Below are 26,375 nucleotides of genomic sequence, written 5' to 3'. Positions count from 1 at the left end.
TCCGACATCGCGACAGACTGGCGTGATGGAACAGCACGTGAAGACGAGGTCGGACGCGCCCGCCGGATTCTTCGCGGTGGAAGCCGCCGGCCTCGCGTGGCTGGCGGAGGCCGGGGGAGCGCGCGTGGCGCGGGTGGCCGATGTCGCGGACGACCGCATCGTCCTGGAGCGCATCGCCCCGGCGCGCCCGACCGCGGATGCCGCAGCCGCCTTCGGCGCCGCGCTCGCCGCGACCCACGCCGCCGGAGCCGACGCGTTCGGCTCGCCGCCGCCCGGACGCGACGGCGACATCTTCATCGGCCGCCGCGCGCAGCCCGCTCGCCCCACTCCGACGTGGGGTGCGTTCTACGCGGCCCAGCGCGTCGAGCCGTTCGTGCCGGTCGCGGTGGCGGCGGGGAACCTGTCGGCATCCGGAGCCGAGGTCGTCCGTCGCGCGTGCGGGATCATCGGGGCCGGTGCGTTCGACGATCATGAACCGCCCGCGCGGCTGCACGGCGATCTCTGGGCGGGGAACGTGCTGTGGTCGCCCGAGGGAGTGGTGCTCATCGATCCCGCTGCCCACGGTGGTCACCGCGAGACCGACCTGGCGATGCTGTCGCTGTTCGGCTGTGCGTTCCTGGAGCACATCGTCGCCGCCTACGACCTGGTCCGGCCCCTGCGTACCGGGTGGCGCGAGCGGACGCCGCTGCACCAGTTGCACCCGCTCGCCGTGCACGCCGCCGGTCACGGTCCCTCGTACGGCCGGGCGCTCGTCGACGCCGCGGAGCGGACGCTCGCCCTCGTGTAGTTCGCCGGGTCGCGGCATCCGGAATCTCGCGCCCGAACGTCGCCCGCACCTCGCACCCCGGCGCCGACAGCGCACGGCCCGCGTCAGTCCGCGGAGGCCGCCGCCCGACGCCTCGCCCGCCGCGCGAGCACGAGGTCGATCCCCACGCCGATCCCCACCGCGACCACGATCGAGACCCCCACGGCCACCACGGGCCCACCCGGCACCACGGCTGCCACGATCGCCCCGATGACGGCCTGGTACGCCGCCCATGCCAGTGCGGCCGCCGCCGCCACCCCGAGGTAGCGCGCCGGATTCACCCGCGCCGCCCCGGCCGCGAGATTGACGGCGAGACGGGCGAAGGGCACGAAGCGCGCGGTGAACAGCACGACCGCGGCGTTGCGCTCCAGTCGTGCCCGCGCCCACTCCAGCGCGCCGCGCACGCGGGGTCCGCGCATCCACGCCCACCGCTCCACACCGACCGTGCGACCGACCACGTAGCAGCAGGCGTCGCCCGCGAAGGCCGCCGCCGCCGCCACCAGGACCACGGATGCCAGGGGGAAGGTCTCGTGCGACACCGCCAGCGCCCCGAACGCGGTCACCGCCGCCTCGCCCGGGACGACGACCAGGAACGCGTCGGCGAAGACGAGCGCCGCCATGCCGACCAGGGCCCAGGGGCTCGCGGCGATCGCCTGCAACCACGCGTCGACACCGTCCATCCGGTCACTCTCCGCCGCGGATCGAGACGCCCGGCCGACCGGGCGGTGACGCCCCGCGGAGCATCCGGTGAACATCGCGAACGTCGGGCGAGAAGCGTCGCGCAGCGCCCCACCCTGGTGTCGTGAGAGTCGCGCTGCTGGCCGAATCCTTCCTCCCGCACATGAACGGGGTCACCGGTTCCGTTCTCCATGTGCTGCGCCACCTCGCCGAGGCGGGGCATGAGACCCTCGTCATCGCCCCGAAATCCGGAGACGTCACCGCGGATCTGCACGGCGCCCGCACGGAGTTGCTGCGCTCCGTGCCGCTGCCGTCGTACCCCGAGGTGCGCGTGGTCTTCGCCCGCGCGGCACGCCTGGGCGCCCTGCTGCGCGACTTCGACCCGGACGTCGTGCACCTGGCATCCCCGTTCGTGCTCGGATGGCAGGGACTCGCGGCCGCCGACGCGCTGAAGATCCCCTCGGTCGCGATCTACCAGACCGACGTCGTCGCCTACGCCCAGAAATACGGGGTGCCCCACGCCAGCGCCCTCGTCGCCGGTCACGTCGCGCGTCTCCACCGTCGAGCGACCCTCACCCTCGCGCCCTCGTCGGCCTCGACCCGCCAGCTCGAGGGCCTCGGCGTCGACCGCATCCGCCGCTGGGGCAGGGGGGTCGATGCCGAGCGCTTCGCCCCCGAGCACCGCGATGCCGCGTGGCGGGCCGAGGTCGCCCCGCGCGGCGAGCGCATCATCGGGTACGTCGGACGACTCGCCCCCGAGAAGCAGGTGGACGACCTAAGGGCCCTCGCGGATCTCCCCGGCACCCGGTTGGTCGTCGTGGGCGACGGGCCATCGCGTCCCGCGCTCGAGAGGGCGATCCCGGATGCCGTCTTCACGGGCCACCTCTCCGGGGACATCCTCGCGCAGACGATGGCGGGTTTCGACGTCTTCGTGCACCCGGGCGAGAGCGAGACGTTCGGGCAGACCATCCAAGAGGCACTCGCCAGCGGCGTCCCCGTCGTCGCGACGGGTGTCGGCGGGCCGCTGGACCTCGTGCGCTCGAGCGTCGACGGGTGGCTGTACAAACCCGGCGACCTCGGCGATCTGCGCGACCGCGTGGCCGACCTCGTGGGCGACGAGTCCAAGCGTCGTGCGTTCGCCCGCGCCGCCCGCGAGGCCGTGCAGGGGCGCACCTGGGACGCACTGACCCGCGACCTCGTCGGCCACTATCAGGATGCCGTCGCCCTCCGCCGCATCGACGACAGCCTGCTGCTGCGCGGGGGTCCGCGACCGGCCGCCCCCGCGGCATCCCGCACCCGGGGGCGCTGGACGCGCTACGTCGCCCTGGGCGACTCGCTCACCGAGGGCCTGTGCGACACCTCGCGCATGCCGGCGGGGCAGTTCCGCGGATGGGCGGACCGCCTGGCCGAGCTGCTCGCGCACACGAGCGAGGCGGGCCCGTTCCGCTACGCGAACCTCGCCGTGCGCAGCCGCCGGGTGCGCCACCTCATCGACGAGCAGGTTCCCGATGCCCTGTCGCTGCAGCCCGATCTGGTGTCGATCCTCATCGGAGCGAACGACCTGCTGACCCCGGGCCTGGTGATGCCCGCCCTCGTGGCCGAGGTCGACTCCGCGGTGCGGGCGATCCGGCGCACCGGGGCCGACGTGCTGCTGGTCACGACGTTCCTTCCGCGCCGACCCGCCGCCCGCCTCTTCGCGCGGCGCTTCGCGGCCTACAACGTGGAGCTGCGCCGTATCGCGCAGGAGCAGGGGGCGATCCTGCTCGATCTGGAGGCCGTCGCGGAACTGGGCGAGCCGCCCCTGTGGGCGGACGACCTCGTGCACCTGCGATCGTCGGGGCACCGCCTCGTCGCCTATCGCGCCGCGGAGGCGTTGGGAGTCCCCGACGCCCGAGCGCTGCTCGATCTCGACGAGGCGTTGCACGCCGACACCGACGAGGCGCCTCGCGGCATGTGGCTCACCCGCGACGCGCTGCCGTGGGTGTGGCGCCGCGTGCGCGGTCGCACCGCGGGCGACGGCGTCCGGGCCAAGCACGCCGGGTACGTGGAGCTACCCACCCGCGGGGATCGCGAGCGGGCCCGCACCACCTGACACGGGTGCGGGTCGAGCGACCTTCGCGGGAGGTCTCTGAGCCTGTCCGAAGGGTCCCTGAGCCTGTCCGAAGGGTCTCTGAGCCTGTCGAAGGGTCCCTGAGCCTGTCGAAGGGTCCCCGAGCCTGTCGAAGGGTCCTGCGGCGGTCCTTCAGTACCAACCGTTCCGCTCGGAGTGGTCCCACGCGCCGCACGGGCTTCCATACCGCGCGTCGATGTACGACAGGCCCCACGAGATCTGCGTGGCCCCGTTGGTGCGCCAGTCGAGTCCCGCGGATGCCATCTTCTCGCCCGGCAGGGCCTGCGGGATGCCGTAGGCGCCGCTCCAGGGGTTCTCGGCCTGCACGCGCCACCCCGACTCGCGGTTCCAGAGCTGGTTCAGGCACGAGAACTGGTCGTCGCCCCAGCCGTATCCGCCGATCTGTCCGCGAGCGTTCGCGCGAGCCTCGTCGGGGGTCATGATCGCCGTCGTGGGTGGGGGTGTCGACCCGGCGCCCGATCCGCCCCCCGAGCCTGCGCCGCCGGAGCTTCCGCCGGACGACGAGCCCCCGCCGGAGCCCGCACCGCCGCTCGAACTCGAGCCCTCGCCGCTGCCGGACCCGCCGGCGCCGGTCCCGCCCGATGCCGGTGAGCCACCCGGACCCGAAGACCCGCTGGAGGACGACGAGCCGCCGCCCGTCGCGACCGCGCCGCCGCCGGTCGCTCCGCCGGGTGCCGCGGCGTCCTGTTGCGCCTTCTCGCGCGCACGCGCGACTCTCTCGGCCGCGGCCGTCGACGCCCGGAGCGAGGCGAGCTGCGCGTAGAGATCGTCGAGGCGCGCCTGCGCCGCGGCGACGCTGTCCGACTCGGCATCCGCCTGGAGCTGTGCCGCGTCGGCGGTGGCGCGGGCCTCGTCGGCGAGTCGCGCCGCCTCTGTACGCGCCTGGTCGGCTTGATCGCTGAGCGACGCGGCGACATCGGCGGCGCTGCGCGCCTGCCCGGCGGTGCGCGCGGTCGCCGTCGCCACACGGTCCAGGATGCCGAGACGCGTGAGCAGCGAATCGGGATCGGCGTCGGTCAACAGCTGCGCGACGAGCGGCCCGCCGCCGACCGTGCGGTACAGCCGCGCGGCGGTCGCCCCCGCCCTCTCGCTCTTCTCCGACAGGTCGGTCGCCGCCGCGGCGCTGCGGGCGGCGAGGGCGTCGGCGCGCGCCGCCGTGGAGTCGGCGAGAGCCCGCGTGCGCTCCGCGGCGGTCGCGGCGTCGAGGGCGCGCCGCGAGGCCTGCACGGCCGTGGCCTCTGCGGCATCCAGCTGCTGCTTCACCTGGGCGACGGCCGCTTCGTCGACGGCCGCGAGCGGGGGAGTCGTCCGCGTCGACAGGGCCGTCGCGCTCGCCGGAGCGCTGAGAAGGGCACCCGCCACCGCGGCGCACGCGAGAAGCGTGTGACCTCTGCGACGGATGGGACCCATGAGGTCACGGTAGAGCACGCGGACCCTCCCCGCCCAGCTCCGGGGCGCCGTCGCTGGTAGGGTGGGATGCGAATGCCGTCTTGGCATCCGCTCAATTGCATATGAGCTCACGGAGCAGGCCGGCAGACGCTGGTCCCCTGTGGTGGACTCCCCGTCGCTTGCCGGGTGGTCGTCTACTGGTGGCCAGTCGCCGGGATTTCCGGGCCGACACGTCGGCGCGCCCTTTCTGCCTGTTCCTGCTCCTTCGCATGTCAGCTCGTCGCCCACACGGGGCGGCGAGCCTAAACAAAGAAGGAGGGACCTCTTGGAAGGTCCAGAAATCACCGCCGCTGAAGCCGTTCTCGACAACGGCCGTTTCGGCACCCGCACCATCCGCTTCGAGACCGGCCGCCTCGCCCAGCAGGCGCAGGGCGCCGTCGCCGCGTACCTCGACGAAGAGACGATGCTCCTGTCGGCCACCAGTGCCGGCAAGCACCCGCGTGAAGGCTTCGACTTCTTCCCGCTGACCGTCGACGTCGAGGAGCGTTCGTACGCCGCGGGCAAGATCCCCGGCTCGTTCTTCCGCCGCGAGGGTCGCCCCTCGACCGAGGCCATCCTGGTGTGCCGCCTCATCGACCGCCCGCTGCGCCCGTCGTTCGTCGACGGACTCCGCAACGAGGTTCAGATCGTCGTCACCGTGCTCTCGATCGCCCCCGGCGAGTTCTACGACGCCCTCGCAATCAACGCGGCGTCGCTGTCGACCCAGATCTCGGGTCTGCCGTTCTCCGGCCCCATCGCGGGTGTGCGCCTGGCGCTCATCCCGGGTCACGGCGAGAACGCCGACCAGTGGGTCGCGTTCCCGACCGTCACGCAGCTCGAGGATGCCGTCTTCGACCTCATCGTCGCGGGCCGCGTGCTCGACGACGGCGACGTCGCCATCATGATGGTGGAAGCCGAGGCCACCGAGGGCAGCTGGAACATGATCAAGGGCGGCGCGACCAAGCCCAACGAGCAGGTCGTCGCCGAGGGTCTCGAAGCGGCCAAGCCCTTCCTGCGTCAGCTCGTCGACGCGCAGAACGAGGTCGCGCGCACCGCGGCCAAGGAGATCCAGTCGTTCCCCGTCTTCCCGGCGTACAGCCAGCAGACGTACGACTTCGTCGCCGGTCGCGCCTACGACCGCCTCGTGCCGGTGTACCAGATCGCTGACAAGCAGGACCGTCAGAACGCCGACGACGAGGTCAAGTCCTCGGTCAAGGAGCAGCTGCTCGCCGCCGTCGAGTCGGGCGAACTGCCCGCCGTCGCGACGCTCGAGTTCAACGCCGCCTACAAGTCGGTCACCAAGACGATCGTCCGCGGCCGCATCCTCGCCGAGGGCGTGCGCATGGACGGCCGCGGCCTGGCCGACATCCGCCCGCTCGACGCCGAGGTGCAGGTCATCCCGCGCGTCCACGGTTCGGCGATCTTCCAGCGCGGCGAGACCCAGATCCTGGGCGTCACCACGCTGAACATGCTCAAGATGGAGCAGCAGATCGACTCGCTCTCGCCCATCACGAGCAAGCGTTACCTGCACCACTACAACTTCCCGCCGTACTCGACCGGTGAGACCGGTCGCGTGGGCAGCCCGAAGCGTCGCGAGATCGGCCACGGCTTCCTCGCCGAGCGCGCGCTCGTGCCGGTGCTGCCCAGCCGCGAGGAGTTCCCCTACGCGATCCGTCAGGTGTCCGAGGCCCTCGGCTCCAACGGCTCGACGTCGATGGGCTCGGTGTGCGCCTCGACCCTGTCGCTGCTGAACGCGGGTGTGCCGCTGCGCGCCCCCGTCGCCGGTATCGCCATGGGCCTGGTCACCGACGAGGTCGACGGCCAGACGCGCTACGCCGCGCTGACCGACATCCTCGGCGCCGAAGACGCCCTCGGCGACATGGACTTCAAGGTCGCGGGGACGAGCGAGTTCATCACCGCGATCCAGCTCGACACCAAGCTCGACGGCATCCCGTCGTCGGTGCTGGCTGCCGCGCTCACCCAGGCGAAAGAGGCTCGTCTGACGATCCTCAACGTTCTGAACGCCGCGATCGACGCGCCCGACGAGATGGCGCCCACCGCGCCCCGCGTCATCAGCGTGCAGATCCCGGTCGACAAGATCGGTGAGCTCATCGGCCCCAAGGGCAAGACGATCAACTCCATCCAGGACGAGACCGGCGCCCAGATCTCGATCGAGGACGACGGCACCGTGTACATCGGCGCGACCGACGGCCCCTCGGCCGAGGCCGCCCGCGCGCAGGTGAACGCGATCGCCAACCCGACCAACCCCGAGGTGGGCGAGCAGTTCCTGGGCACGGTCGTCAAGATCGCGACCTTCGGTGCGTTCGTCTCGCTGCTCCCCGGCAAGGACGGCCTGCTGCACGTCAGCGAGGTCCGCAAGCTCGCCGGCGGCAAGCGCGTCGAGAACGTCGAGGACGTGCTGTCGGTCGGTCGCAAGATCCTCGTGCGCATCACGAAGATCGACGACCGCGGCAAGCTGTCGCTCGAGCCCGTCGTCGACGAGGAGGCCACCACCCCCGAGCCCGCCGACACGCAGAGCTCGGCCGCCGCGAGCGAGGGCCCCGAGGCTCCCGCCGAAGGCTGATCCTCACCCTTTCGGATGCCCGTTCCGCCTCGTGCGGGGCGGGCATCCGTCGTGTGACGCGTGGGGCGGATGAGAACGATGTGACGACGCCGCGCGTAAGCGTTACGCAATGTTTATCGGCGAGCCGGGTGAAACGTCAGCCCATCCTGGGTGAGCGAATACCCTCGAAGTACGTCGGGGGGCGTGCTGATACGGCGTCGGCCGTACCGTCGCCCGGCACCTGAGAGGACCCCATGAGCGGCTCGGGCGTCGACGAGACGGCCACGCCGCGCCTGCGTCGCGATCGCGCACCTCACCCGTCCGCGCCCGTCACGCTCCAGGGGCCGGGCCTCGGATCGCACGTGCGGGTACCGCTCGGCGAGACCGGGTTCTCGGTCTTCCCCCTCTTCCTCGGCGGCGGCGAGTTCGGCTGGAACGTCGACGCCCGCGAGAGCTACGAGATCCTCGACGCCTACGCCGAGCTCGGCGGCAACGCCCTGCACACGGCCGACGGCTATGCGGCAGGGCGCAGCGAGTTCATCCTCGGCGAGTGGCTGCGCACGCGAGGGACGCGCGACGACACGGTTCTGACCGTGCGCGTCGGCGGCCATCCCGATCATCCGGGCCTCGACTCGGTCAACCTCGTGCGCGCGGTCGAAGCCTCGCTCACCCGTCTCGGGACCGACCGCATCGACGTGCTGTCGCTCGACGCCGCCTCCGGTGGTCGTGGGCTTCTGGAAGACACCCTCGCGACCAGTGAGTGGCTGGTCGACTCGGGCAAGGTCCGCGCGATCGGCGCCCACGGCTACAGCGCGGCGCAGCTCGTCGAGGCGCGCATCCTGTCGTCCGCGGGATACCCGCGCATCACGGTGCTCGACGTGCCGTACAACGTTCTGCATCGGACGCAGTTCGACGGCGACGTGCGACTGATCGCCGCGGCGCAGAACATGGCCGTCACCCCGTCGCATCCGCTCGCGCACGGCTTCCTGGCGGGAGAGACCCGCACGCGCGGCCAGTCGCCGAAGTCGGTGCGCGGCACCCAGGTCGCGGCGAACCTGAACCGTCGGGGGTCACGGGTGCTCCGCGCGCTCGACGCGGTCGGCATGGAACTGGGACTCCCGGATGCCGCCGTGGCCATGGCATGGCTGCTCGCCCAGAAGATCGTCACCGCGCCCATCGTGAACGCCTACGCTCCGCGCCACGTCGTGGAGTGCATGCGCGCCGTGGGCGTGCGTCTCAGCCGGGCTCAGCTGTCGGATATCGCGCGCGCCGCCGAGTGAGGTCCCGTCCGCGGGGGCGTGACGTAGGCTGGAAGGACCGGCCGGGGGACGGCAGATCGACAACGGGGTGGGCTGACGTGACGCACTACATCTACCTGGTGCGCCATGGCGAGCACCAGGATGCCGAGCACGGGCTCACCGACGGCCCCCTGTCTCCGCGGGGTCAGCGTCAGGCCGCTCTGCTCGCCGATCGGCTTTCGGGGCTCCCTCTCGACGCCGTGTGGCACTCGCCCCTCGAGCGTGCGGCCCAGACGGCGCGCGCCGTGGCCGATCGTCTGCCGGCGGTGTCGCCGGTGTCGTCGGCGCTGCTGTTCGACTGCGTGCCGACGGGCATGACCCCCGAGACGCCCGCCGCGTACGAACCGTTCTTCGGATCGGTCACCGAGGCCGAGATCGACGCGGGACGCGCGCAGATGGCCGACGCCACCGCCGAATTCCTCGCTCGCAAGGCCGGCGAGGTGCACGAGCTCGTCATCACCCACAACTTCGTCATCTCGTGGTTCGTGCGCGAAGTGCTGCAGGCGCCCGACTGGCGGTGGATGACGATCAACCAGGCGTTCTGCGGTCTCACCGTCATCGCGCAGAAGAAGGGCCGCCCCTGGACCCTGCTCTCGCACAACGATCTCGCGCACCTTCCGGTCGAACTGCGGACAGGGTTGGTCGACCCGCTTCCCGTGTGAGATCCCGGGGCCGGCCCGTGCCCGGACAGGGGCGATCGCGAGGCACATCGTCCACGACGCGGCGCGTCTGTGGACAGAGCCCGGCCACCGCGCGCACTGCCGCCTAGGCTGGATCGCATGACGACACGCGTGGCAATCGTGGGCGGAACCGGCAAGCTCGGCGGGGTGATCCGCCAGGTCATCGAGGCTGAAGAGGGGTACGAGGTCACCGCGGTGCTGGGCTCGCGCTCCGACTTCGCCGATCTCGACGGTGCCGACCTCGTCGTCGATGCGTCGACTCCGGCGGTGTCGATCGATGTCGTGCGCGCGGCGATCGAGCGCGGCATCAACGTCCTCATCGGCACGTCCGGATGGTCGAACGAACGGATCGCTCTCGTGCGACCCCTCGTCGAGGCCAGTGGCACCGGCGCGGTGTTCATCCCCAACTTCTCGCTGGGGTCGGTGATCGGCAGTGCGCTGGCCGCCGCCGCGGCCCCCTTCTTCCCCTCGATCGAGATCATCGAGGCGCACCGCGAGACGAAGGTCGATTCGCCGAGTGGCACCGCAGTGCGCACGGCCGAGCTGATCGCCGCCGCGCGGGCCGACGTCGGACCCGTGGAGTCCCCGCACGTCGACCAGCGTGCGCGCGGTCAGCGTGTCGCATCGGTCCCCATCCACTCGCTGCGGCGGCCGGGCGTCGTCGCCCGGCAGGAGACGGTGCTCTCGGGGGCGGGGGAGTCGCTGACCATCGTGCACGACACCGTCGACCCGGCCACGGCCTACGCCCCCGGCATCCGGATCGCCCTGGCTGCCGCGCGCGAGGCGCGGGGTGTCGTGATCGGTCTCGACAGCTTCATCGACATCGGGGTGCGAACTCGTCCCGCGGCGCCGGAGGCGCCCGTCGCCGACGGCGACGTGTCGGGCCAGGTCGCCGGCGTCACCAGCACATGAGGGTTCGCGTGGCCGTCGCGCTGATGACGGTGCTTCTTCTGCTGTACGTCGTGCTGGCGGGGCAACGCGCCCTCATCCTGGTCACCAGCGGCGAGCCCGTCGCCATCGCCATGGGCGTCGCATTGATCGTGCTGCCGCTGCTGGCCCTGTGGGCGATCGGCCGCGAACTGTGGTTCGGGGTCCGTGCCCAACAGCTCGGCGAACGATTGGATGCCGAGGGGGGCCTTCCCGACGAAGACCTGCCGGTGCGACCGAGCGGGCGCATCGAGCGGGAAGACGGCGATGCCCTGTTCCCGCGGTACCGCGCCGACGTCGAGGCCCACCCCGATGACTGGCGGGCCCGATATCGTCTCGCACTCGCCTACGACGCGGCAGGAGACCGTCGCCGTGCTCGCGCGGCGGTCCGCACCGCGATCCGGCTGGAGAGCGCGGAGCGTCGCGCGGCCTGAGTCCCCGAGCAACGGCCCCGCGCGCGGGCTGCGCGTGCGCACGGGATGCGCGTTCGCCCCCGCCTGCACCATCGCGAGCGGAGCGGTCCCGCCCTGTACGACTGCGCGCCCGACGGGCCCGGCCTGCAGGAGCACGTGCCCGGCGGGCCGGTGCCACGCGTCGGGATGTCCGACCCGAGTCCCTGCCGTGGTGACCCGCGCCAGGGACGGGGATGCGTCCTAGTCCGCGCCGGGGGCGGGAACGGCGGATGCCACGGCCTCCTCGACCGTGCGATGCGTGAAGGTGAAGCCGCTGTCCTCCAGCGCCACCGGACGCACGTCGGCATCCGAGGTGAGGAGGGCCTCGGTCGCATCCTTTCCGAGCGCGAGCTTGACGCCCCACACCGGCGCCCGCAGAACGTACGGGCGGTTCATGCGTCGCGCGAGCGCGAAGCCGAGGTCGTTGGCCGTCGCCCGCGTGGGACCGGTCAGGTTCACGGGGCCGGCGAGGTCGGAGTCGATGACGTGTCGGATGGCCCGCACCTCGTCGTCGAGGGTGATCCACGGCCACACCTGGGTGCCGCGTCCGATCGGACCCGAGACGCCGAGCTTCGTCAGGAGCAGGAGGGGCTTGAGCACACCCCGTTCGTGCACGACGGGCGCCGTGCGCAGCAGGGCGACGCGGGCGCGATCGCCCGCCGAGCGCGCGGCCTCCTCCCAGTCGACGCAGATGTCGACGAGGAGACCCTCGCCGCGCGAAGAGGTCTCGGTGAGGACCGCGCCGGGCTGGGAGCCGTAGTACCCCGTCGCGCTCGCGTTGATCAGAGCGGGAGCATCGTCGCCGAGCGCCCGGATCGCGGTCGCGAGGGTGCGGGTGGGGGTGATGCGCGACCACAGCAGCGTGCTCTTGTACGACGGCGTCCAGGGGAAGCGTCCGATCGAAGCGCCGTTGAGGCAGACCACCGCGTCGGCGCCCGCGAGCACGGCGGGGTCCAGGGGAGCGGCATCCTGCAGCCACTGCACCTCGTGCGGGCCCTGCGGGGCGTGGCGCACCAGCGAAGTGACCTGCACCCCGTCACCGCGCAGGGAGTCGACGAGGGCGGAGCCGATGAGGCCCGACGCGCCGGCGATGACGACGCGTCGGGCAGGGGTCTCAGGCAAGCGTGGCCTCGAGGGTGATGTCGATGCCCGAGAGTGCCTGCGACACCGGGCAGTTGGCCTTGGCGTCGGCGGCGATCTTCTGGAACGTCTCGTCATCGAGGCCGGGCACGACCGCGTTGACGTTGAGGTGGCTGCCGGTGATGCCGGTGCCCGGCTTGAAGGTGATCGACGCGGTCGTGTCGACCGACTCCGGCGGCGTGCCGTTGTCGGCGAGGGCGTTCGACAACGCCATGCTGAAGCACGCCGAGTGGGCGCCCGCGAGCAGTTCTTCGGGCGTGGTGACCGAGCTCGATCCCTCGCTGCGCGCCTTCCAGTTCACGTCGAACGTGCCGATGCCCGAGGAGGTGAAAGTGACCTCACCCGATCCCTCGAACAGGCTGCCCTTCCAGGCGGTGGCTGCTTCGCTCGTGACGGCCATGGGAACCTCCGTGATCTCGTGCGGTCCCGATGACCGCGACGCGGCCAGCCTAATGAGGGCCACCGGGGCGAGGCGGGCCTTGACAGTCCGTGTCGAGGGAAGGCTCAGGCGGTGACCGGACCGCGTCGTCCGACGAGGCCCGCACGCTGGAGCACGAGGTACAGCTGGCATCCGAGGCACAGACCGAACACGGCGTTCAGGGACGCGGCGACGAAGGCCATCGCGGCCGCGATCGGCAGCGCCCACGGAACTCCGGCCACGTGCAGCAGCAGGCCGACGACGGTCACGAAGAGGCCGACGCCCTGCGCGAAACGCGGAGGACGCGCGTCTTCGAACTCGGTCGGGGGCGACAGGCGCGGCTGGATCACCCGTCGGTACAGGACGCCCCACGGGGCGGTTCGGGGCGCGGCGACACCCCAGACGAAGAGCAGGGCGACGACGAGCAGCAGGAGGAAGCCGGGGTCGACGACGCGTGCGGCGAGGGGGAGGGCTGACACGGCCCACGCCTCCGGGGCCAGAGTCGCTCCCGACGACGGCTGGACGGCGATGAACCCGGCGGAGACACGCTGGGTCGACACCCCGGTCAGGCTCAGCACCGTCGCGATGAGCAGCAGGACGGCGGTGACGGATGCCGCGAAGCGGGGGCCGCGGGCGTCGATGCGCGAGACGTCAGGCATGGGTGTCCTCCGTGAGCATTCGGTCGAGCTCGAGTTCGATGACGGCGCGGCCGGGAGTCCCGCCGAACCGCGTGCGGATCGATCCGCGTCGGTCGAGGACGAGCGTGGTGGGTGTCTGCAGCACGCGGAAGCGCTGCGCGAGGTCCGGGCGATGGGTGAGGTCGACGTCGAGATGGCGCACGCCGCCGCGCGCGTCGGCGACCTCGGAGAGCATGCGGCGCACACCCGGGCAGCGCGAGCACATCTCGGTGCTGAACTGCAGCAGAGTGGCCTGTTCGCCGAGTCCGTCCGCGCCGAGGCTCCGGGCGTCCACGACCTCGGTCGAAGAGACAGCACGGGCGCGACCCTGCCGGCGCCGCAGGACGAGGCCGACGACGGCCGTCAGGGCGACGAGCACGCCGACCGAGAGGAGCGCGAGAGTCAGATCCACGACACGCAACGCTAATGCCCGCGGACGGGCTCGGGGCCGATGAGTCGCTGCATGACGCCGATTGCGGGAACCCTCGCGGCGGAGGCGCAGCGGCATCCCTCCTCCTCACCCGGAGACCGGCCCGAGCGCCGTGCGCGCGCCCTCTTCGCGGCTCTCACGCGGGTATCGTGAACCGCGTGACAGCCGACATCCCCACCCCGTACGAAGACCTGCTCCGCGACGTGCTCGCGACGGGCGTGCACAAGTCCGATCGCACGGGCACCGGCACCACCAGCGTCTTCGGGCGACAGATCCGCTTCGATCTGGCCGAGGGTTTCCCCCTCGTCACCACGAAGCGCGTGCACCTCAAATCGATCGTGTACGAACTTCTGTGGTTCCTGCGCGGCGAGTCCAACGTCTCGTGGCTGCAGCAGAACGGCGTCTCGATCTGGGACGAGTGGGCCGACGCCGACGGCGAGCTGGGCCCGGTTTACGGGGTGCAGTGGCGCTCCTGGCCGACGGCCGACGGCGGCACCATCGACCAGATCGCCCAGGTCGTCGAACAGATCCGTCGCGACCCCGACTCGCGTCGGCTGATCGTGTCGGCGTGGAACCCCGCCGACATCCCCGATATGGCACTCGCCCCCTGCCACGCTCTGTTCCAGTTCTACGTCGCCGACGGCAAGCTGTCGTGCCAGCTCTACCAGCGCAGCGCCGACATGTTCCTCGGAGTGCCCTTCAACATCGCCTCGTATGCGCTGCTCACCCTCATGGTCGCGCAGCAGACGGGCCTCGAGCCCGGCGAATTCGTCTGGACCGGCGGCGACTGCCACATCTACGACAACCACCGCGAGCAAGTCGCCGAGCAGCTCTCGCGCGAGCCCTACCCGTACCCGGTGCTGCGCTTCACCCGCACGCCGGCGTCGATCCTCGACTACGCCTACGACGACATCGTCGTCGAGGGGTACCAGCACCATCCCGCCATCCGAGGGGCCGTCGCGGTATGACATCCCTGGGTCTGGTCTGGGCCGAGGCGCGCGGCGGCGTCATCGGCGCCGGGGGAGGGATGCCGTGGCACGTCCCCGAGGACATGGCGCACTTCCGTCAGATCACCGGCACCGACGACGTGGTGATGGGGCGACGCACCTGGGAATCGCTGCCCCCGCGGTTCCGTCCGCTTCCCGGCCGACGCAACATCGTCGTCACCGGCACGGCGGGTTGGTCTGCCGAGGGTGCGGAGCGAGCAGGCTCGCTCGATGAGGCTGTGGCGCTCGCGACCGGCGACCGCACGTGGGTCATCGGCGGGGGGATGCTGTACGCCGACGCCGTCTCCCGGGCGGATCTGCTCGAGGTCACGCGGCTCGACCTCGAGGTCGACGGCGACACCGTCGCCCCGTCGACCGAGGGGTGGCGGAGGGCCGCTGCCGACCCCGACGACGGCTGGCACACCTCGCGCAGCGGCATCCGGTACCGGTTCGAGACGTACCGACGCGAGGGGTGACATGCCCCGCACGGCGCTGATCACGGGAGCGAGTTCTGGGCTGGGAGCCGAGTTCGCCCGGCAGCTTGCCGCGCGCGGCGCCGATCTGGTGCTCGTCGCCCGCGACCGCGCGGCCCTCGACGCCGTCGCCGCCGGCGTGCGTGAGGCGCACGGCCGCCACGCCGAGGTCCTGGTCGCCGACCTTCTCGACGACGGGGCGCTCACCGCCGTGGAGAAGAGACTGCGCGACGGGGGCATCGACGTCCTCGTGAACAACGCCGGATTCGGCCTCGATCTGAGGTTCGAGCAGAACGCGATCGATGACGAGGTGCGCCACCTGCGTCTGCACGTCGAGGTGGCGATGCGTCTCACGCGCGCCGCGCTGCCGGCGATGCTGGAGCGGGGGAGCGGCCGCGTCGTCAACGTCGCCTCGGTCGCGGGCTTCGTCCCGCGCGGTACCTACGGTGCGGCGAAGGGCTGGCTCATCTCGTTCAGCCGGTGGGCGAACGTGGTCTACCGGCCCCGGGGAGTCACCGTCACCGCGGTGTGCCCCGGCTTCGTCCACACGAACTTCCACGAGCGTCTCGGTCTCGCCCCGGGTCACGAGGGGGTGACCCCCGGTCTGTGGCTCGACGCGGAGACGGTCGTGCGGCAGGGGCTCCGAGCTTGTGCCCGGGGGCGAGCGGTGAGCGTGCCATCGTGGCGGTACAAAGCTCTCGTAGCGGGTTCGCGCCTGCTTCCGGACGGCGTCGTGGTGCGGGCGGCTTCGCGCGGACGCTGACCCGCCCGCCGGGCCGATCACCGCGCGCCGCCCGCCGGGCCCTTCACCCGTGGACCCGCCCGCCGGGGCGTCCTCAGCGGAACCGTCCCAGGCGGATGCCCGCGAAGGCCAGCGCCGCGATCGTCTCGCCGTCGGTGATCTCCCCGTCGGCGATGAGCCGCAGCGCGTCGGCGAACGGCACCCAGCGCGCGGCGTCGATCCCCTCTTCGCGCTGCGAGGTCGTGGCATCCGCCGTCGTCAGACCCCGCGCGAGGAAGACGTGCTCGGGGGCGTCGGCGATGCCGTTCAGGGCGTTCATGCGCCCGAGGGGCTGCCATTCGGATGCCGTGACGCCGGTCTCCTCGAGCAGCTCCCGCCGCGCCGCCGCCAGCGGATCCTCCCCGTCCGAGCCCCCCGCCGGAACCTCGATGGAGCGCCCGGTGGTGTAGCGGTCCAGCTCGATCAAACAGACGCGATCGGCGTCGTCGAGGGCGATCACGAACACCGCGGGATGCTGCATTCGCACGACCCCGTAGATGCCGTCGCCGTGTGGCCCGGTCACCTCGTCCTCGCGGACCTGGATCCAGCGGTTCTCGTACACGGTGCGCGTCGCTCGGGTGCTCCAGGCCATGCCGCCACCCTAGGCCGCGCCGTCGTCGGGGATTGTTCACCCCGGCGGGCGCCCTCCACCGGGGGAGGCGCCCGCCGAACCGATAACCTGGACGTATGACGCACTCCGGCAATCCCTTCGGTCAGGTGCTCGTCGCGCTCATCACCCCGATGACCGCCGACGGCGAAGTCGATTGGCCCGCCACCGAGAAGCACATCGACGACGTCATCACCGCCGGTGCCGACGGCATCGTCGTCACGGGGACCACGGGCGAGACCTCGACCCTGACCGACCCCGAGAAGCTGCGACTGGTCGAGGTCGGCAAGAGCGTCTCCGCCGGGCGCGCCAAGATCATCACGGGCGGCGGGTCGAACGAGACCGCCCACGCGATCGAGCTCTACAAGGCCAGCGAGAAGGCCGGCGCCGACGGCATCATGATCGTCACGCCGTACTACAACAAGCCCACACAGGCCGGCATCCTGACGCACTTCCGCCTGGTCGCCGACGCGACCGACCTGCCGGTGATCCTCTACGACATCCCCGGCCGCACGGGCGTGCCCATCAAGTACGAGACGATCCTCCGCCTCGCCAAGCACCCCAACATCCTCGCGATCAAAGACGCCAAGGGCGACTTCAGCGAGGTCAGTCGCGTGCTCAACCAGACCGACCTGATGTACTTCTCGGGCGACGACGCCAACGTGCTCCCGCACCTCTCGATCGGCGCGTCGGGCCTCATCGGCGTGACGGCCAACATCGCCGCGGCGCCCTACCGCACGATCGTCGACGCAGTGAACGCCGGCGACCTGGCATCCGCCACCGCCGCCCACAAGGGCCTCGAGCCGCTCGTGCGCGCCGTCATGACGCACGTACCGGGCACGGTCGCGGCGAAGTACATCCTGCACGGGCTCGGCCGCATCGGCAGCCCGCGCGTGCGTCTGCCCCTCGTCGGTCCCGAAGAGTGGGAGGCCGCCGTGATCGAAGACGAGCTGGCCCTCGTGAAGAACGTCGCCGGTGCCGACTTCTCCAACTTCCGCCCCGACCGCAATGCGGCCGCCGGCGGTGCCCTGCCGAAGGTGCACGGCACCACGCGATAACGACATCGGCGTCCGCCGATCCGCGGCACGGGACGCCACACGAAGGGATGCCACGCAGTGGCATCCGAGGAGGCAATATGCCCACGACCGTCTACGATCCCCCCGCCCTCGCTCCCGGCACCCTGCGCGTCATCCCGCTCGGCGGCCTCGGCGAGGTCGGTCGCAACATGACCGTGTTCGAGTACGAGGGCAAGCTCCTCGTCGTCGACTGCGGCGTGCTGTTCCCCGAGGAGCACCAGCCCGGGGTCGACCTGATCCTGCCCGACTTCGAGCCCATCAAACACCGCCTCGACGACGTCGTCGGCGTCGTCCTCACCCACGGACACGAAGACCACATCGGCGCGGTTCCCTACCTTCTCAAGCTCAAGGGCGACATCCCCCTCATCGGCTCGGGCCTCACGCTCGCGCTCATCGAGGCGAAGCTGAAGGAGCACCGGATCCGCCCCTACACGTTGACCGTGAAAGAGGGCCAGCGCGAACAGGTCGGTCCGTTCGACCTCGAGTTCGTCGCCGTCAACCACTCCATCCCCGACGCGCTCGCCGTGGCCATCCGCACGCCCGCGGGCCTGGTGCTGGCCACGGGTGACTTCAAGATGGATCAGCTGCCGCTCGACGGCCGCATCACCGATCTCCGCGCCTTCGCGCGGCTCGGTGAAGAGGGCGTCGATCTGTTCCTGGTGGACTCCACCAACGCCGATGTCCCGGGCTTCACACCCGCGGAGAAGGCGATCGGCCCCGTGCTCGACCAGGTCATCGCGCGTGCACCGCGTCGCGTCGTCGTGGCGAGCTTCTCCAGCCACGTGCATCGCGTACAGCAGGTGCTCGACGCCGCCCACGCGAACGGGCGCCGCGTGGCGCTGCTCGGTCGCAGCATGGTGCGCAACATGGGTATCGCCGCCGACCTCGGCTATCTGAACGTCCCCGACGGCGTGCTGATCGACTACAAGAAGGCCCGCGACCTTCCCGACGACAAGATCGTCTACATGTCGACCGGTTCGCAGGGCGAGCCGATGGCGGTTCTCAGCCGCATGGCCAACCTCGACCACGCGATCGAACCGGGCGAGGGCGACACGATCATCCTGGCATCCAGCCAGATCCCCGGGAACGAGAACGCGATCTACCGCGTGATCGACGGGCTGACCAAACTCGGCGCGACCGTCGTGCACAAGGGCAACGCCAAGGTGCACGTGTCGGGGCATGCCGCCGCGGGCGAGCTGCTGTACTGCTACAACATCCTCAAGCCCAAGAACGTCCTGCCCGTGCACGGCGAGTACCGCCACCTCATGGCGAACGCGAAGCTGGCGCGCGAGACGGGGATCCCGGAAGAGAACACGATCCTCGGCGAGAACGGCACCGTGGTGGACCTACGCGACGGCGTCGCCCGGGTCGTCGGCCAGGTCGACATCGGGTTCGTCTACGTCGACGGCTCGTCGGTGGGAGAGATCACGGATGCCGACCTCAAGGATCGCCGCATCCTCGGCGAGGAGGGCTTCATCTCGGTGATCGTCGTCGTCGACTCGGCGACCGGGAAGATCATCTCGGGGCCGGAGATCCACGCGCGCGGGTTCGCCGAGGACGACAAGGTCTTCGACAGCGTCAAGCCGAAGATCGCCGCGGCCCTCGCGGAGGCGGCGAAGTCGGGTGTCCGCGACAATCACGCGCTTCAGCAGGTCGTGCGCCGCACCATCGGTCGCTGGGTCAACCAGTCGTTGCGTCGTCGGCCGATGATCGTCCCCTTGGTCATCGAGGCCTGATCGTCACGGAGCGCCGCGGGTTCGCCCGCGGCGCTTCGTCGTTTCCTCGGCCGAGACGTGTCCGTGGTCGCGCCGCGCGGACCAGGGCTCTCCGAGGGCGCGACGGGCTCGCGGATCCCGCCGTTCCGTCCGGAGCGGCGCATGTCGATATCATGCGGGCATGCCCGCTCTCCCGATTCGCGCGGCTCTCCGGTCCGACGGCGTGTTCTTGGCCGACATGGCCGTCGAGGCCGCCAACTGGCGTGCCGGTGCCGCGCGTCCGCGCCACGAGATCATCAGCAGTCCGGAGTACAGCAGGTACATCGCCGGCTGGCTCCGTCCCGGCGACGCCGGTTTCGTCGCCGAGTCTCCCGGCGGCGAGCCGGTGGGTGCCGCGTGGTACCGCATGCTGCCCCGTGACGAGCCCGGCTTCGGATGGGTGGGCACCGGCGTCCCCGAACTGATCATCGGCGTTCGGCCGGTCTGGAGGGCCCACGGACTCGGCCGCGCCCTGCTGCGGCGGCTCACCGACCATGCCCGCGGCGAAGGCTACGCGCGCATCAGCCTGAGCGTCGAGCGCGACAACTACGCGGTCTCGCTGTACCGGTCGGAGGGTTTCGCGGTCGTCCGCCGCGGGATCGGACGCGACGCCATGGTCAAGCGGCTGCGCTGAACCCCGCGTCGGTGCGGGCGAATGTCGGAGGTGCCGCCTACCGTGGAGGAATGGCTCGTACCTCGTCCCCGTCCGGCGGCCGCGCCCCCGCGAAGGGGTCGACGCGGTCGAAGGCTCCTGCTCCCGCGCCCAAACGCTATGTCGATGAGCCCGAGAAGCCCGCTGTAGCCGTGCGCGCCTGGATGGCGGTCGCCCACGGCGTGGGCGGCATGTTCCGCGCGTTCGGCCCCGAGACCCTCGAGCGCGATCAGCGTCGTGACGGGTTCCCCTTCTTCCTCGTCGTGCTGGCCGTGATCGGCGCCGTCGTGGAGTGGTTCTTTATCGGGACGGATGCGGCTGCGCTCATCAGCGCCTACAGCTTCGGCGCCCTCGTGGGCCGCGTCGCGTTCGTGCTGCCGGTGCTGCTGCTCCTTCTCGCGGGGTGGCTCTTCCGCCACCCGGCGTCCGTCCACGACAACGGGCGGGTGGGGATCGGCTTCGGCTTGTTCGTCGTGACGCTCGCCGGCTTCCTGCACGTCGCGGGCGCGCGTCCCGTCCCCAACGAAGGCGGCCTGCCCGCACTGAGCACGGCCGGCGGCATCGCCGGCTGGATCGTCGGCGAGCCCCTCGCGCTGGTGCTCACCGACGTCGGCGCCTACGTCGCGCTGTCCGTGCTCGCGGTGCTGAGCGTGCTCATCCTCACCAAGACGCCGCCCAACCGCATCGGTCGTCGTCTGGGCGAGCTCTACGCGTGGATGTTCGGCGTCGAACGCACCGAGCGTCCCGATCCGGCCACCAAGGCGCTCCCCGTCGACGATGACGACGACTCGCCCGCCGAGAAGTCGCTGCCGTGGTGGCGGCGCAACCGCTCGGGACGCGAAGAAGACACCGACGGCGCCCTCGGGTCCGACGACCTCACGACGCTGCTGTCGCCGGGGACACCGCAGGGGGGCTTCGAGTCGGCCGTCGTCGCCCCCGAGCCCGCGACATCACGCGTGTCGACACCGTCCGTGACGCCGCCGCCCCGGCCCCCGGCTCCCGACGCGGTCACCGAGGTCTTCGACCCGCGCGTGCTCCAGGCGGCGGCGTCCGGTCGCGGCCTCCACGACGACTCGCCCGTCGACGACAGCGTCGACGACGACGATCTGCCCGGCATATCCGGACTCGGCGGTGACAACGCCGGTGCACCGCCGGCGGCCAACTACCGCCTGCCGGCGGTGACCGCCCTGGCCAGCGGCACGCCGCCGAAGGCGCGATCGGCCGCCAACGACGCGGTCGTCGCGGCCATCGAGAGCGTGATGCAGCAGTTCAAGGTCGACGCCCGCGTCACGGGGTTCTCGCGTGGTCCGACGGTCACGCAGTACGAGATCGAGGTGGGTCACGGCGTCAAGGTCGAGCGCATCACCGCGCTGACCAACAACATCGCCTACGCCGTCGCCTCGAACGAGGTGCGCATCCTCGCCCCTATCCCGGGCAAGAGCGCCATCGGTGTCGAGATCCCCAACGCCGACCGCGAGATCGTCACGCTCGGTGACATTCTCCGATCGGACGCCGCCACCGCCTCGACCCACCCCATGACCATCGGGGTCGGCAAAGACGTCGGCGGCGGGTTCGTCGTGGCCAACCTCGCGAAGATGCCTCACCTGCTGGTCGCCGGTTCCACCGGCTCCGGCAAGTCGAGTTTCGTGAACTCGATGATCACGAGCCTGCTCATGCGGGCGAAGCCGTCCGACGTGCGCATGGTGCTCATCGACCCCAAGCGCGTCGAGTTGACCTCGTACGCCGGTGTCCCGCACCTCATCACGCCCATCATCACCAACCCGAAGAAGGCGGCCGAGGCGCTGCAGTGGGTCGTGAAAGAGATGGACATGCGCTACGACGACCTCGCGTCGTTCGGCTTCCGCCACATCGACGACTTCAATCGGGCCGTCGTCGCCGGTGAGCTGAAGCTGCCGGTGGGCAGTGAGCGCGTCCTCAAGCCCTACCCCTACCTCCTCGTGGTCGTCGACGAGCTCGCCGACCTCATGATGGTCGCCCCCCGCGACGTCGAGGACTCGATCGTGCGCATCACGCAGCTCGCCCGAGCCAGTGGCATCCACCTGGTCCTGGCGACGCAGCGCCCGTCGGTCGACGTCGTGACGGGCCTCATCAAGGCCAACGTCCCTTCTCGTCTCGCGTTCGCGGTGACCAGCGTCACCGACTCCCGCGTCATCCTCGACCAGCCGGGCGCCGACCGTCTGATCGGTCAGGGTGACGGGCTGTTCCTTCCGATGGGCGCTTCCAAAGCGCTGCGCGTGCAGGGTGCGTGGGTGAGCGAGCAGGAGATCGAGAAGGTCGTCGCCCACGTCACGCAGCAGGCGCGGCCGGAGTACCGCTCAGATGTGCAGGCCGCGGCCGAGAAGAAGGAGATCGACGCCGACATCGGAGACGACCTCGAGCTGCTGCTCGCCGCCGCCGAGCTCGTCGTGTCGACCCAGTTCGGGTCGACCTCGATGCTGCAGCGCAAACTCCGCGTCGGCTTCGCAAAGGCCGGACGTCTGATGGACCTCCTCGAATCTCGCGAGATCGTCGGTCCGTCGGAAGGGTCGAAGGCACGAGACGTGCTCGTCACCAACGAACAGCTACCGGCGGTGATGGCTCGCCTGCGCGGCGACGACACCCCGTCCGCGCCGGCGACCCCGGCGTCCGACGACCGCTACGGTGACGACCCCATCGAGGCGCAGTTCGACGGTCTCCCGGTGGTCGGCGACGACGACGACGACGAGGGTTCGGAAGACGCGTGGCAGCTGACGGGACGCGACTGATGGCCGTGCACCCGCAACTGCCCAACGCGATCACGATCGCGCGCATCCTGTGCGCCCCGATCTTCCTCTGGATGCTCCTGGCCGACGCGGGCGCCGATGGCGGGTTGCGGTGGGCGGCGGCGGTCCTGTTCATCGTGGCCATCGCCACCGATGGCGTCGACGGCTACATCGCGCGCCGGTACGACATCGTCAGCGACCTCGGCAAGCTCCTCGACCCCATCGCCGACAAGGTCCTCACGGGGGTCGCCTTCGTCGGCCTCTCGCTTCTCGGCGAGCTCCCCTGGTGGGTCACGATCGTCGTGCTCGTGCGCGAGATCGGCATCACCGTCTACCGCTTCATCGTCGTCAGCGATCACGTTCTGGCTGCCGCGTGGATGGGCAAGCTCAAGACGGTCTTCCAATCCATCGCCCTGTCCATCGCGCTCCTTCCGCTGGCCAGCCTGTCGGATGCGGCAGCGTGGCAGAGCGCCGTGTGGTGGGCGAGCGTGGTGACGATGACGATCGCGGTGGTCCTGACGATCGCGTCGGGCATCGATTACCTCGTGACCGAGGTGCGTGCCTCGCGGAAGCGCCGGCGCCGGTGATCGACGAGATCCCCGAGGACTTCGACGAAACCGTCGTGCGAACGCCCCGAGAAAGCGCCGGGCTGCTGCTCGACCGTCTGAGGGAGCTCGGGTGGACGATCGCCGTTGCCGAGTCCCTCACCGGCGGCCTCGTCATCTCGTCTCTCGTCGACGTCCCCGGCGCATCGCGCGCGGTGCGCGGGGGAATCGTCGCCTACGCGACCGACCTGAAGCACGGGGTGCTGGGCGTGGATCAGGCACTCCTCGACGCCCACGGTGCGGTGCATCCCCGTGTCGCCCGACAGATGGCGCGCGGCGTGCGCGACGTGCTCGGCCGGGACGGGGTCGCCGCCGACGTCGGAATCGCCACGACCGGGGTCGCGGGCCCCGACGAGCAAGACGGTCAGCCCGTCGGAACTGTGCACATCGCCGTATCGACACCGCTGGGTACCCGCGTCGACTCGTTGGTCATCGCGGGGGACAGGGAACGCATCCGTCGCGAGACCGCCCATCTCGCGATCCGACGTGCGTTGGCCGCACTGTGACGCCTCGGCATCGCGGCGAACAGCCGCCGACATCGCATCACGGCGGACCGCGGGAACAAATGATCGCACATCGTGGTTTCGTCCAGCGATTCCCATCCGGTGCACAGCGCGCGGCATTAGGGTGACCACAGACGGTGTTTCACAGTCGTCCACCCGGGCGACGACGGAATCAGCAGTGAGGAGGGCCCCCAAATGATCCTGGTTCGTCAAGAGATCGGCGAAGTCCTGCGTGACCTCCGCCAGCAGAAGGGGCGCACCCTCCGCCAGGTCGCCAGCCGCGCGAGTGTGGCTCTCGGCTACCTCAGCGAGGTCGAGCGTGGTCAGAAAGAGGCTTCCAGCGAGATCCTCGCCTCCGTGGCCGAGGCCCTCGACGTCCCCATCTCGACCATCATGCGCCAGGTCGGCGATCGTCTGTCGGTGCTCGAGGGTCTTCAGACCTTCCCCGACGTGGTCCCCGACGAGCTCGTGGCGTCGGTCGAGCCCGAGCTGTCGCTGCGCTGATCCGTTCCGAAGATGCGCCGTAGCGAGTTCGATCGCGCCATCGCCGACGAGTTCGGCGCGCGCGGAGGTTCGCTGCTGACCGATCTGGTCCTCTCCGCGGTCGGAGGTCGAACCAGCGTCGATGCCTTGGCCGCGGGCGTGGATCCGCGCGAGGTCTGGCTGGCGCTGTGTGAAGAGACCGACGTGCCCGACGAGCGCCGTTACGGTGTCGGCCGGCTGGAACCGCGTCGTTCCTGACGGACCCGTAGGCGCTCGACAGAGCCTCCCGCACCCGACCTGGGCCTCGGCCGCACGGGCTTCGCCACGGGCGGGCGTCCGTCGGAGTCGGGAGAGCGGCCGTATCGAGGACATTCGTACATTAGTTCCCGGCGTGTCCTCGAAACTACGTTCGATACGCGCGTAGGCTCCTTCACAGCAGGCGAAGCGACGCGTTCCTCCCCGATCCGGGCAACGCTCCGACACCAATGTCGGAGCCCCTCCCTAACGTGAAGAACGTCGAACGACACCTGAACGCCTTGTCGGATTGTCCCACCGTCGGTGGGGGGCCCGACAGCCTATAGGCGACCGGAACGCGAGCAGAAAGAAGATGTCATGCCCTCACCCGCAGAGCGCGAGAAGGCCCTCGAGTCGGCCCTCGCCCAGATCGACCGTCAGTTCGGAAAAGGCTCGGTCATGCGACTGGGCAGCGACGAGCGCGCCCCGATCGAGACCATCCCCACGGGATCCATCGCCCTCGACGCCGCGCTGGGGATCGGCGGGCTGCCGCGCGGTCGCATCATCGAGATCTACGGACCGGAGTCGTCGGGTAAGACGACTCTGACGCTGCACGCCATCGCCAATGCGCAGCGCAACGGCGGCATCGCGGCGTTCATCGATGCCGAGCACGCGCTCGACCCCGAGTACGCCAAGAAGCTCGGCGTCGACATCGACGCCCTCCTCGTGTCGCAGCCCGACACCGGCGAGCAGGCCCTCGAGATCGCCGACATGCTGATCCGCTCGGGCGCGATCGACCTCGTCGTCATCGACTCCGTCGCGGCGCTCGTCCCCGAGGCCGAGATCAAGGGCGAGATGGGCGACTCGCACGTCGGTCTGCAGGCCCGCCTCATGTCGCAGGCCCTCCGCAAGCTCACCGGTGGCCTGAGCAACACCAAGACGACGGCGATCTTCATCAACCAGCTTCGCGAGAAGATCGGTGTGTTCTTCGGCTCGCCCGAGACCACCGCCGGCGGAAAAGCGCTCAAGTTCTACGCGTCGGTGCGTCTCGACATCCGCCGTATCGAGACCCTCAAAGACGGTACCGAGGCAGTGGGTAACCGCACCCGCGTCAAGGTCGTCAAGAACAAGATGGCCCCGCCGTTCAAGCAGGCCGAGTTCGACATCATCTACGGAGTCGGCATTTCCCGAGAGGGCAGCCTGATCGACTTCGGTGTCGAGCACGGCATCGTCAAGAAGTCCGGTGCGTGGTACACCTACGACGGCGAGCAGCTCGGCCAGGGCAAAGAGAACGCCCGCAACTTCCTCATCAAGAACCCCGACATCGCGGTCGAGATCGAGACGAAGATCAAAACCAAGCTGGGCATCGGCGTGGTTCCTGTCGCGGCGGTCGAGGCCGGTCCCGCTGATGACGAGCTGGCCGCACGTCGCCCGGCGTGATGACGGACGACGGTAACGGTTCGGGTCGTCGCCCGCTCNGGCGGGCGACGACCACGGGTCCGACGGGGTGCGTGACCTCCACGGGTCGACCGGAGTGCGTGACCTCCACGGGTCCGACGGGGTGCGTGACGACCACGGGTCCGACGGGGTGTCGGGCGGGTCCGGGCAGAGCGCGGGAGTCCTTCACGGCCTGCCGCGTTCTGGCGGGGTCGATGCCATCGCACCGGTCATTCCCCTGTTCGGCTCCCGTGGCCGCTCGTCCTCCACGCATCCGTCGCTCGCGCGCGACCCCGGTGATGGTCCGGGAGGTGCCGCCGCCGATGCCTTGGGTGGGCCTGCCGCGAGGCGCCCCCGCCTTCGGCCGCTTCGAGACCTCGACGCTGTTGACGACG

The 26,375-nt window shown here is 70.8% G+C and carries 26 protein-coding genes; 19 read left to right on the top strand and 7 right to left on the bottom strand.

All coding sequences use genetic code 11. The features are described from left to right. The first annotated feature begins 25 nt into the window (after nucleotides 1-25). Entirely contained in the window at nucleotides 26-787 is a 762-nt protein-coding gene (locus ACTJJP_RS03880) for a fructosamine kinase family protein (RefSeq protein WP_440773716.1), read from the top strand. An 83-nt stretch (nucleotides 788-870) separates the two neighbouring features. Here ACTJJP_RS03880 and ACTJJP_RS03875 read toward each other — a convergent pair whose 3' ends face one another. Then, nucleotides 871-1,485 carry a DedA family protein gene (locus tag ACTJJP_RS03875; RefSeq protein WP_440773715.1) on the bottom strand — a complete coding sequence of 205 codons (615 nt, stop codon included), beginning with the start codon at nucleotides 1,483-1,485 and terminating at the stop codon, nucleotides 871-873. 122 nt (nucleotides 1,486-1,607) lie between these two features. Between ACTJJP_RS03875 and ACTJJP_RS03870 the strand changes: the two genes are divergently transcribed. Beyond that, a complete protein-coding gene (locus ACTJJP_RS03870) occupies nucleotides 1,608-3,575 on the top strand; it encodes a GDSL-type esterase/lipase family protein (protein ID WP_440773714.1) in 1,968 nt (655 codons plus the stop codon). A gap of 150 nt (nucleotides 3,576-3,725) precedes the next feature. On the opposite strand, the gene ACTJJP_RS03865 is transcribed toward ACTJJP_RS03870, so the two are convergent. Further along, nucleotides 3,726-5,024: a hypothetical protein gene (locus ACTJJP_RS03865; RefSeq protein ID WP_440773713.1), complete on the bottom strand. Its 1,299-nt coding sequence runs from the start codon at nucleotides 5,022-5,024 to the stop codon at nucleotides 3,726-3,728. A 304-nt stretch (nucleotides 5,025-5,328) separates the two neighbouring features. Between ACTJJP_RS03865 and ACTJJP_RS03860 the strand changes: the two genes are divergently transcribed. The 5 genes from ACTJJP_RS03860 (at nucleotide 5,329) to ACTJJP_RS03840 (ending at nucleotide 10,944) form a co-directional block, all read left to right on the top strand. Beyond that, nucleotides 5,329-7,626: a polyribonucleotide nucleotidyltransferase gene (locus ACTJJP_RS03860; RefSeq protein ID WP_440773712.1), complete on the top strand. Its 2,298-nt coding sequence runs from the start codon at nucleotides 5,329-5,331 to the stop codon at nucleotides 7,624-7,626. Nucleotides 7,627-7,859: 233 nt separating this feature from the next. Next, complete coding sequence (locus ACTJJP_RS03855; RefSeq protein ID WP_440773711.1) at nucleotides 7,860-8,885, top strand: aldo/keto reductase; 1,026 nt, start codon at nucleotides 7,860-7,862, stop codon at nucleotides 8,883-8,885. Nucleotides 8,886-8,962: 77 nt separating this feature from the next. Next, nucleotides 8,963-9,565, top strand: a complete 603-nt coding sequence (locus tag ACTJJP_RS03850) for a histidine phosphatase family protein (protein WP_440773710.1) — start codon at nucleotides 8,963-8,965, stop codon at nucleotides 9,563-9,565. Between the two features lie 117 nt (nucleotides 9,566-9,682). Continuing rightward, nucleotides 9,683-10,495: a 4-hydroxy-tetrahydrodipicolinate reductase gene (dapB, locus tag ACTJJP_RS03845; RefSeq protein ID WP_440773709.1), complete on the top strand. Its 813-nt coding sequence runs from the start codon at nucleotides 9,683-9,685 to the stop codon at nucleotides 10,493-10,495. Then, on the top strand, nucleotides 10,492-10,944 hold the full coding sequence (locus ACTJJP_RS03840; protein ID WP_440773708.1) for a hypothetical protein: 453 nt from the start codon (nucleotides 10,492-10,494) through the stop codon (nucleotides 10,942-10,944). Before dapB ends, ACTJJP_RS03840 begins: the two co-directional genes overlap by 4 nt. Nucleotides 10,945-11,163: 219 nt before the next feature. Here ACTJJP_RS03840 and ACTJJP_RS03835 read toward each other — a convergent pair whose 3' ends face one another. The 4 genes from ACTJJP_RS03835 to ACTJJP_RS03820 all read right to left on the bottom strand — a co-directional run bounded on the left by ACTJJP_RS03835 (nucleotide 11,164) and on the right by ACTJJP_RS03820 (nucleotide 13,609). Continuing rightward, nucleotides 11,164-12,084 carry a TIGR01777 family oxidoreductase gene (locus ACTJJP_RS03835; RefSeq protein ID WP_440773707.1) on the bottom strand — a complete coding sequence of 307 codons (921 nt, stop codon included), beginning with the start codon at nucleotides 12,082-12,084 and terminating at the stop codon, nucleotides 11,164-11,166. Then, nucleotides 12,077-12,502 (bottom strand): OsmC family peroxiredoxin, encoded by a 426-nt coding sequence (locus ACTJJP_RS03830; protein ID WP_440773706.1) that lies wholly within the window; start codon nucleotides 12,500-12,502, stop codon nucleotides 12,077-12,079. Before ACTJJP_RS03830 ends, ACTJJP_RS03835 begins: the two co-directional genes overlap by 8 nt. Before the next feature lie 104 nt (nucleotides 12,503-12,606). Further along, entirely contained in the window at nucleotides 12,607-13,179 is a 573-nt protein-coding gene (locus ACTJJP_RS03825; protein WP_440773705.1) for a DUF4395 domain-containing protein, read from the bottom strand. Then, nucleotides 13,172-13,609 (bottom strand): TlpA family protein disulfide reductase, encoded by a 438-nt coding sequence (locus tag ACTJJP_RS03820; protein ID WP_440773704.1) that lies wholly within the window; start codon nucleotides 13,607-13,609, stop codon nucleotides 13,172-13,174. The genes ACTJJP_RS03825 and ACTJJP_RS03820 overlap by 8 nt, the downstream gene beginning before the upstream one ends. Before the next feature lie 176 nt (nucleotides 13,610-13,785). Between ACTJJP_RS03820 and ACTJJP_RS03815 the strand changes: the two genes are divergently transcribed. Genes ACTJJP_RS03815 through ACTJJP_RS03805 form a run of 3 tightly spaced genes read left to right on the top strand, consistent with a single transcriptional unit; the run spans nucleotide 13,786 to nucleotide 15,849 of the window. Further along, nucleotides 13,786-14,595, top strand: coding sequence for a thymidylate synthase (locus ACTJJP_RS03815; RefSeq protein ID WP_440773703.1), 810 nt, complete (start codon nucleotides 13,786-13,788; stop codon nucleotides 14,593-14,595). Continuing rightward, nucleotides 14,592-15,089, top strand: coding sequence for a dihydrofolate reductase (locus tag ACTJJP_RS03810; protein WP_440773702.1), 498 nt, complete (start codon nucleotides 14,592-14,594; stop codon nucleotides 15,087-15,089). Before ACTJJP_RS03815 ends, ACTJJP_RS03810 begins: the two co-directional genes overlap by 4 nt. A 1-nt stretch (nucleotide 15,090) precedes the next feature. Further along, entirely contained in the window at nucleotides 15,091-15,849 is a 759-nt protein-coding gene (locus ACTJJP_RS03805) for an SDR family NAD(P)-dependent oxidoreductase (RefSeq protein WP_440773701.1), read from the top strand. A 73-nt stretch (nucleotides 15,850-15,922) separates the two neighbouring features. Here the strand turns inward: ACTJJP_RS03805 and ACTJJP_RS03800 are convergent, their stop codons facing one another. After that, nucleotides 15,923-16,459, bottom strand: coding sequence for an NUDIX domain-containing protein (locus tag ACTJJP_RS03800; RefSeq protein WP_440773700.1), 537 nt, complete (start codon nucleotides 16,457-16,459; stop codon nucleotides 15,923-15,925). A gap of 95 nt (nucleotides 16,460-16,554) precedes the next feature. On the opposite strand from ACTJJP_RS03800, the gene dapA reads away from it, so the two are divergent. From dapA to recA, 9 genes are all read left to right on the top strand, one after another. After that, nucleotides 16,555-17,532 (top strand): 4-hydroxy-tetrahydrodipicolinate synthase, encoded by a 978-nt coding sequence (dapA, locus tag ACTJJP_RS03795; RefSeq protein WP_058232286.1) that lies wholly within the window; start codon nucleotides 16,555-16,557, stop codon nucleotides 17,530-17,532. Between the two features lie 77 nt (nucleotides 17,533-17,609). Next, nucleotides 17,610-19,286 (top strand): ribonuclease J, encoded by a 1,677-nt coding sequence (locus ACTJJP_RS03790; protein WP_440773699.1) that lies wholly within the window; start codon nucleotides 17,610-17,612, stop codon nucleotides 19,284-19,286. A gap of 160 nt (nucleotides 19,287-19,446) precedes the next feature. Further along, on the top strand, nucleotides 19,447-19,938 hold the full coding sequence (locus ACTJJP_RS03785; protein WP_440773698.1) for an N-acetyltransferase family protein: 492 nt from the start codon (nucleotides 19,447-19,449) through the stop codon (nucleotides 19,936-19,938). A gap of 50 nt (nucleotides 19,939-19,988) precedes the next feature. Next, nucleotides 19,989-22,721: a DNA translocase FtsK 4TM domain-containing protein gene (locus ACTJJP_RS03780; RefSeq protein WP_440773697.1), complete on the top strand. Its 2,733-nt coding sequence runs from the start codon at nucleotides 19,989-19,991 to the stop codon at nucleotides 22,719-22,721. Further along, nucleotides 22,721-23,305 carry a CDP-diacylglycerol--glycerol-3-phosphate 3-phosphatidyltransferase gene (pgsA, locus tag ACTJJP_RS03775; protein ID WP_440774152.1) on the top strand — a complete coding sequence of 195 codons (585 nt, stop codon included), beginning with the start codon at nucleotides 22,721-22,723 and terminating at the stop codon, nucleotides 23,303-23,305. The genes ACTJJP_RS03780 and pgsA overlap by 1 nt, the downstream gene beginning before the upstream one ends. A gap of 35 nt (nucleotides 23,306-23,340) precedes the next feature. Further along, nucleotides 23,341-23,829: a CinA family protein gene (locus ACTJJP_RS03770; protein WP_440774151.1), complete on the top strand. Its 489-nt coding sequence runs from the start codon at nucleotides 23,341-23,343 to the stop codon at nucleotides 23,827-23,829. A 192-nt stretch (nucleotides 23,830-24,021) separates the two neighbouring features. Further along, nucleotides 24,022-24,330, top strand: coding sequence for a helix-turn-helix domain-containing protein (locus ACTJJP_RS03765; RefSeq protein WP_055957830.1), 309 nt, complete (start codon nucleotides 24,022-24,024; stop codon nucleotides 24,328-24,330). Nucleotides 24,331-24,342: 12 nt separating this feature from the next. After that, nucleotides 24,343-24,567, top strand: coding sequence for a DUF3046 domain-containing protein (locus ACTJJP_RS03760; protein WP_440773696.1), 225 nt, complete (start codon nucleotides 24,343-24,345; stop codon nucleotides 24,565-24,567). A gap of 354 nt (nucleotides 24,568-24,921) precedes the next feature. Continuing rightward, nucleotides 24,922-25,983: a recombinase RecA gene (gene recA, locus ACTJJP_RS03755; RefSeq protein ID WP_440773695.1), complete on the top strand. Its 1,062-nt coding sequence runs from the start codon at nucleotides 24,922-24,924 to the stop codon at nucleotides 25,981-25,983. The last annotated feature ends 392 nt before the right edge of the window (nucleotides 25,984-26,375 follow it).

The organism is Microbacterium sp. 22296, from assembly GCF_052045385.1.
GTDB lineage: Bacteria > Actinomycetota > Actinomycetes > Actinomycetales > Microbacteriaceae > Microbacterium.
This window is presented reverse-complemented; position numbering and strand designations above follow the sequence as displayed.